This window comes from Candidatus Streptomyces philanthi, from assembly GCF_059553635.1.
In genome coordinates this window covers 1-6,978 of sequence record NZ_JCANQV010000286.1, presented here as the reverse complement: position 1 = coordinate 6,978, position 6,978 = coordinate 1, and the positions used below count along the sequence as shown (strand labels likewise).

Here is a 6,978-nt window from a genome sequence, read left to right as displayed (position 1 = left end):
TACGCCCCGGAGCGCGGCCGCGGCCTCGACCTCCCCCGCGACCTGTGGGAACCGATGCGCGTCGGCACCGTTTTCGACCTCGCCTCGCTCACCAAACTCTTCACCGCCGTCGCCGCCCTCCAACAGGTCGAACGCGGCCGCCTCGCCCTCGACGACGAGGTCCGCGGCCAGCTGCCCGCCTTCGCCCCCGGCATCACCGTCCGCCGCCTCCTCGACCACACCTCCGGACTGCGCCCCGAACTGCCGCTGTACGAACGGCGGGGGCGCGCCGCCCAGCTGGCGCTGCTGTGGGAGGAGGCGGCGGCCCCCGAGGGAGTGCCGGGCGGCGCGTACCGCTACTCCGACCTCAACCTCATCGCCCTCCAGCTCATCCTGGAGAAGATCACCGGGGAGCGGCTGGACGTCCTCGTCCGCGACGGGATCACCGGCCCGCTGGGCATGGCCAGCACCTCCTACGGCCCGCTCGCGCCGCCCGGCGTCGCCGCCACGGAGGACCAGCGCCGGCCGTGGGCCAAGGCGGACCGCGGACTGCTGCGCGGTGAGGTGCACGACGAGAACGCCTGGGCCCTCGGCGGCGTCGCCGGGCACGCCGGCCTCTTCTCCACCGCCCAGGACCTGGCCGTCCTGTGCCGGACCCTGCTCAACGGCGGTACCTACGGCACCACCCGTGTCCTGGGGGAACGCGCTGTCGCCGCCCTGCTCGACCCGCCCGGCCTGGGCTTCGCCGTCGACCAGTCGTACTTCATGGGCGAACTCGCCGGACGCGGCGCCGCCGGGCACACCGGTTTCACCGGCACCAGCCTCGTCCTGGACCGCGCCAGCGACACCTTCCTCGTCCTGCTCGCCAACACCGTCCACCCGCGGCGGGCCAACGGGGGGAGCGGGCCGCGTGCGGCCGCCGCGACGTGTCTGGCGCGGGCTGTGGCGGGGACGGGGTGAGACGGTCGTCGGGCGCGGCGCGGGACGTCGCGGCCACCGGCTGCGGTGAAGTACGGGGCGCAACGGGCGGGCCCGTAAAATATTCCGGATGCACGACGAACTGCGCGCCGCCCTGGCGGGCCTGCTCGACGGCCTGCCGCCCACCCGGGCCACGCAGGCCGTGGAGCGGCTGATCGCCAACTACCGCGGCACCACCCCCACCGACGCCCCGGTTCTCCGCGACCGCGCCGATGTCGCCGCGTACGCCGCCTACCGGATGCCCGCGACGTTCGAGGCGGTACGCGCCGCCCTCGCCGCCTTCGCCGACCGGCTGCCCGACTGGTCGCCGGCCACCCACACCGACATCGGCGGCGGCACCGGCGCCGCGACCTGGGCCGTCGCCGCGACCTGGGACGCCGCCGCCCGCAGCACCGTCCTGGACTGGGCGCAGCCCGCCCTGGACCTCGGCCGCGAACTGGCCTCCGGGACGCTGCCCGGCACCGACTGGCGGCGCCAGGCGATCGGCGACGGTCTGACCGTCCCCGACGGCACGGACCTGGTCACCGTCTCGTACGTCCTGGGCGAGCTGACGCCGGACGACCGCCGTGCCGTGGTCGCCGCGGCCGCCGCCGCGCCCGCCGTCGTCCTCGTCGAGCCGGGCACCCCCGACGGCTACCTCCGCATCCGCGAGGCCCGCGACCAGCTGACCGCCGCCGGACTGCGGATCGTCGCCCCCTGCCCGCACGGCGAGACCTGCCCGATCACACCGGGCGAGGACTGGTGCCACGCCGCGGCCCGCGTCGCCCGCTCCTCCCTCCACCGCCGGGTCAAGGGCGGCTCCCTCCCGTACGAGGACGAGAAGTACAGCTACGTCGCCGCGACCTCCCTCCCCGCCTCCCCGGCCCCCGCCCGCATCCTCCGCAAACCCCTCATCCGCAAGGGCCAGGTCCTCCTCGACCTGTGCACCCCGAAGGACGGCCTGCACCGCACCACGGTCACCAAGCGCCAGGGCGAGGAGTACCGGGAGGCCCGGGGGGCGGCTTGGGGGGATGCGTGGGGGCGGGGGTAGCCGCGGGGCCGGGTGGCCCCCGCAACCGCGCGGAGACCACCCCGCCTTCACCCCTCCTTCTCCTCCCCACCCTTCCCCTTCCGCCCCTCCCGGAGCGTCCGGAGCAGTTCCCGGCGTTGGGTCTGCGCGTCCTGGTGGGCGCCGGGCGGGCCGCCGCGGCCGGTGCCGCGCAGAGCGCCCCGGGAGAGATTGCTGCGGGTGCCGCCCACGCCGAGCATTCCGCCTGACTTGCCCTTGCTCATGGGGTTCGTCCCTTCTGCTGACGTCGATGCTTACGGGGGCCAGGGGCCGGAGCCGCGGCGGCCGGTCGCGCCGACCGGGCGCCACGAATCAAGCGAGACGCTGCGTCTCACCCCCGACCGTCACCACCCTGAGCCGAGACGTATCGTCTTGTCAAGACGATACGTCTCGGCTCATCACGGACTAGACTTCCTCCATGGCCAACAAGACCGCGCCCGACGCCTCACGCCGCAGCGAACGTTCCCGGCGGGCGATCTTCGACGCCGCCCTCGCCCTCGTCGGGGAGGCCGGGTACGACAAGCTCACGATCGAGGGCATCGCCTCACGGGCCGGTGTCGGCAAGCAAACCATCTACCGCTGGTGGCCCTCCAAGGCGGCGGTCCTGCTGGACGCGTTCACCGAGGAGGCCGGTGATTCACTGGACGGTCTGCCGGACACCGGGGACCTGGCGGCGGACCTGAAGGCGGTGCTGCGGGCGACCGTCGACGAGTTCAACGACCCGGCGTTCCAGGCGCCCTACCGCGCGCTCGCGGCGGCGGGCGCCTGTGACGAGGAGTTGTCCCGCGCGTTCGTCTCCCGGCTCCTGGGGCCCGGCATCTCCCTCTACGCCGACCGGCTGCGGGCCGCCCAGGAGGCGGGCGGGATCGCGGCGGACGTCGACACCCGGATCGCCGCCGAGATGATGCTGGCGCCCCTCTCCCAGCGCTGGCTGATGCGCACCGGGGAGCTGTCCCACGACTTCACCGACACGCTCGTCGATCTGATGCTGCGCGCCGCGCGTCCGCAGGGCTGACGATGCCGCGCCGTGCGCCGCGGGGCCGTCCGGACCCCCTCATGGCACCTTGCCGGTGTTGGGGGGAAATGCCCGCGTCCGACGCGTGTTCTGGTACCCCGGATCCTCACAGCGGTCACCCCAGGCGCAGGATGGTGGCAGCATTGACCCCAGACCACCGCTCGAAGTGAGGGGATAGATGGAACGCAAGAGCAGGTTCTCCCAGTGGCTGCGCCGGCCGAAGAGCGGATCCGACGCCGGCGAGACGGACACGGGATCGGCGGCCGCCCGCGGCCGCGAGGACCTGCTGCTGGCGGCGGCCGACGCGGGTTTCCCCGTGGCCCCGGCCGCGCATCCGTCCGGCTACGGCTGTTCCTGTGAGCGCATCGGCTGTCCCACGCCCGGCCGGCACCCCGTCTCGTTCGGCTGGCAGACCGTCGCCACCGCCGACCGCGACAAGGTCGCCGCCTGGGTGCGCACCCTCCCGCAGGCCAATTTCGTCACCGCCACCGGCATCGCCCACGACGTCCTCGACGTGCCCGTGGAGGCAGGCCGCAGCGCCCTCGGGCGGATGGAGCAGGACGGCATCGCGGTGGGCCCGGTCACCCTCAGCGGCGCGGGGTTCGGCGACGGCCGGATGCTGTTCTTCACCGCCACCCGCGGCACCCCGGACGACGAGGACGAGTGGTGGCCCTGCGAACTGGACTGCCATCCCGAGACCCTTGACGAGCATCCCGGCCTGCGCTGGCACTGCCGCGGCAGCTACGTCCTGCTCCCGCCGTCCCGGCTCCCCGGCGACCAGCCCGACGTGACCTGGCTGCGCGGCCCCGAGCACCCGCTGCCCGACCCGCTGACGCTGCTGACGCCGCTCACCGACGCCTGCGCCGAGTACATCGACCGGGAACCCGACCACGAGACCGCCGCCTGGCCGATCGGCCGCTGACGGCGGTCCCCGCTACAGCGCCTTCGCCGAGGTCTTCGCCTCCAGCCGGCTCACGAAGACGATCCTGTCGGAGGAGCCCTTGGCCGGCACCTTCACCAACTGGCTCGACAGCGTCGTGAACGTCATCCGGCCCGTCTTCTTCACCGGGCCGTCCATGATCTCCCGGATCTGCGGCGAGATGTTGAGCGTCGACCCCTTCGAGAGGGTCTTCTGCTGGTGGTAGTAGGTCGCGAAGAACACCAGCGCGCCCCCGTCCTCCGTGCGCAGCGCGACGGGCGGGAAGCCGGCCGCCTGGTCCTCCCACTGGAGCCGTACGCCCGGACGCTCGGCGTTCTTGGCGCGTGAGGCCCGCCAGGCGTCGGTGTAGCGGCCGGGCGCGAAGAGGTCGCCGCGGCCGGTGGCGAGGTAGTCCGCGTAGCTGCGGCTGAGCTTGCCGGGGGCGACCGTCAGGCCCGCGTCGCCGCCGTCGGCGGGCACCGCCTCGGCGTAGCCGTCCTTGTCCGTGGCGAACCCGGAGAACTTCTCCGGCAGCGGCGTCATGTAGACCGCGCGCCACGGCGCGTCGAGCCCGTCCCGGCTGAACGCCAGCAACCAGTGCGTACCGGCGTCGGTGTTGACGGCGTCGGCGAGGAAGTACTTCGGCCAGCCCGCCTGCTTGGGCACCACGAACCGCGGGTCCTTGAGCTTCAGGGGGACGAAGTCCGGGTTGCCGCGCGGCTTCACGGCCCGCCGCATCTTCGTCTCGGCCTGGTCGATGCCGAGCAGCGCGCCCGCCTCGTACGACGGGTTGAGGTCCGGGTCGGACGTCCGGCCGGACCTGTTGAACCCGTCGACGAAGTGCTGGAGGGCCTTCTGGGCGTCAGCCCGCGTCACCGCCGGCAGCATCTCCCGCTCGCCGTGCACCGTCACGCAGCCGCTCAGTATCACCAGCGCCGCCGCCGCGGACATCAGTGTGGCGGGCACCCGGAACGGCGACCTGCGTGTCATGGGGCTCGGGCTCCTTCGGGGCGACCGGGGCGGACGCGGTGGCCGCCGGGGTGGCACGATTCGGCGCAACCCTACCGGGGGCGAGGAAGAACCCGAGAGTGGGGACCAGATACAGCGCCCACACCGTGACCTGAAGGACCGTCGGGTCCGGCTGGAAGTTGAAGACGCCCTTGAGGAGGGTGCCGTACCAGCTGTCGGCGGGGATCTGCTCGCTGATGTCGAACGCCTGGCTGGTCAGCCCCGGCAGGATGCCCGCCTCCTGGAGGTCGTGGAAGCCGTAGGCCAGGACGCCCGCGGCGACCACCACCAGCATCCCGCCGGTCCAGGTGAAGAACTTCGCCAGGTTGATGCGGACCGCGCCCCGGTAGAACAGCCAGCCCAGCGCGACCGCCGTCAGCAGGCCCAGCAGCGCGCCGACCAGCGGCCGGACGCCGTCCTGCGCGGACTGCGCCGCCGTCCAGATGAACAGCGCGGTCTCCAGGCCCTCACGGCCCACCGAGAGGAACGCGGTGACCACCAGCGCAGTGGTGCCCATCGCCAGCGCCGCGTCCAGCTTGCCGTGCAGCTCCTTCTTCAAGTGCCGCGCGGTGCGCCGCATCCAGAAGACCATCCAGGTCACCAGGCCCACCGCGATGATCGACAGGGAGCCGCCCAGCGCCTCCTGCGCCTGGAACGTCAGCGTCTGCGAACCGAACTGGAGGGCCGCGCCGAACGCCAGCGACAGCACCACCGCGAGGGCGATGCCCGTCCACACCGGGCGCAGCGCCTCGCGCCGGCCGGTCTTGACCAGGTAGGCGATGAGGATGCAGACGACGAGGCTGGCCTCCAGCCCCTCGCGCAGACCGATCAGGTAGTTGCCGAACACGTCGGTTCCTTCCCTTCCTTCAGGTTGTGCAGATGGTTGACGTGGACGGACGACCGGGCGGCCCGGCGCGGCCGGGGGTCAGGCGAACAGCGCCCGGCCCCACCAGTCGCCGGCCGGGCCGACACCCGGCGGCACCGCGAAGACCGCCGAACCGACGTGCTGGATGTACTCGTTGAGCGCGTCGTGCCGCGCGAGCTTCTGCTGGAGCGGTACGAAGCCGTGGCGGACGTCGCGCTGGTAGGCGAGGAAGAAGAGGCCCGCGTCCAGCCGGCCGAGCCCGTCGGTGCCGTCGGTGAAGGAGTAGCCGCGGCGCAGGATGTGGATACCGCCGTTGGCGTCCGGGTGCGCCAGGCGGACGTGCGCGGTGGGCAGCATCGACGGCAGGTGCGGCGCGTCCCGCTCGTGCTTCTTGCCGACCGGCGCGCCCTCGGCCTTGTCCCGGCCGAAGACCTCCTCCTGCTCCTTGAGCGAGGTACGGTCCCAGGTCTCGATGTGCATCCGGATGCGGCGGGCGACGAGGTACGAGCCGCCGGCCATCCAGGAGGCGCCGCCCTTGACGTCCTTGTCCGACACCCACACATGCTTGTCCAGGCCGGCGGTGTCGTCGCCGGACAGGTTGTGGGTGCCGTCCTTGAAGCCGAACATGTTGCGCGGCGTCTGCGCGTCCGGTGTCGTCGACGAGGTCTTGCCGAAGCCCAGCTGGGACCAGCGGATCGCGACCTTGCCGAAGCCGATGCGGGCCAGGTTGCGGATCGCGTGCACCGCGACCTGCGGGTCGTCCGCGCACGCCTGGACGCACAGATCGCCGCCGCTGCGGGCCGGGTCGAGGTTGTCGCCGGGGAACTGCGGCAGGTCGACCAGCGCGTCGGGCCGCCGGGAGCGGAGGCCGAACCGGTCCTTGCCCTTCTTCTCGAACAGGGTCGGGCCGATGCCGAAGGTCAGGGTCAGCCGGGACGGGGGCAGGCCCAGCGCCTCACCGGTGTCGTCCGGCGGCGCCTCGGGGAGCCCGCCGACCGCGCCGTCACCGACCGCGTCGCCCGCCGTCATCCGCTCCGCCGCCCGCGTCCACTCCTTGAGCAGCGCGATCAGCGCGTCGCGGTCGTCGGTGGTGACGTCGAAGGCGGCGAAGTGCAGCCGGTCCTGGACGGCGGTGGCGATGCCCGCCTGGTGCCTTCCGCGGAACG

Annotated in this window: 8 protein-coding genes; 4 read left to right on the top strand and 4 right to left on the bottom strand. The window is 73.2% G+C overall.

Translation table 11 applies throughout. The features are described from left to right. Positions 1–939: serine hydrolase domain-containing protein (locus AC51EU_RS24695; protein WP_496269260.1), on the top strand; the 939-nt coding region annotated here is incomplete at its 5' end. Positions 940–1,027: 88 nt separating this feature from the next. Further along, positions 1,028–1,987 carry a small ribosomal subunit Rsm22 family protein gene (locus AC51EU_RS24690; protein WP_496269259.1) on the top strand — a complete coding sequence of 320 codons (960 nt, stop codon included), beginning with the start codon at positions 1,028–1,030 and terminating at the stop codon, positions 1,985–1,987. 47 nt (positions 1,988–2,034) lie between these two features. Here AC51EU_RS24690 and AC51EU_RS24685 read toward each other — a convergent pair whose 3' ends face one another. Beyond that, the gene (locus tag AC51EU_RS24685; protein ID WP_496269258.1) at positions 2,035–2,229 is read right to left on the bottom strand and encodes a DUF6243 family protein; all 195 of its coding nucleotides are present in this window, start codon (positions 2,227–2,229) and stop codon (positions 2,035–2,037) included. 194 nt (positions 2,230–2,423) lie between these two features. On the opposite strand from AC51EU_RS24685, the gene AC51EU_RS24680 reads away from it, so the two are divergent. Further along, on the top strand, positions 2,424–3,020 hold the full coding sequence (locus AC51EU_RS24680) for a TetR/AcrR family transcriptional regulator (RefSeq protein WP_496269257.1): 597 nt from the start codon (positions 2,424–2,426) through the stop codon (positions 3,018–3,020). 178 nt (positions 3,021–3,198) lie between these two features. Continuing rightward, positions 3,199–3,942, top strand: coding sequence for a bifunctional DNA primase/polymerase (locus AC51EU_RS24675; RefSeq protein WP_496269256.1), 744 nt, complete (start codon positions 3,199–3,201; stop codon positions 3,940–3,942). A 12-nt stretch (positions 3,943–3,954) separates the two neighbouring features. On the opposite strand, the gene AC51EU_RS24670 is transcribed toward AC51EU_RS24675, so the two are convergent. From AC51EU_RS24670 to efeB, 3 genes are all read right to left on the bottom strand, one after another. Then, positions 3,955–4,890 carry an SCO2278 family lipoprotein gene (locus AC51EU_RS24670; protein ID WP_496269261.1) on the bottom strand — a complete coding sequence of 312 codons (936 nt, stop codon included), beginning with the start codon at positions 4,888–4,890 and terminating at the stop codon, positions 3,955–3,957. Beyond that, a complete protein-coding gene (gene efeU, locus AC51EU_RS24665) occupies positions 4,802–5,794 on the bottom strand; it encodes an iron uptake transporter permease EfeU (RefSeq protein ID WP_496269255.1) in 993 nt (330 codons plus the stop codon). The genes AC51EU_RS24670 and efeU overlap by 89 nt, the downstream gene beginning before the upstream one ends. A 78-nt stretch (positions 5,795–5,872) precedes the next feature. Further along, positions 5,873–6,978 (bottom strand): iron uptake transporter deferrochelatase/peroxidase subunit (gene efeB / locus AC51EU_RS24660; protein WP_496269254.1); only part of this gene is annotated, 1,106 nt, incomplete at its 5' end.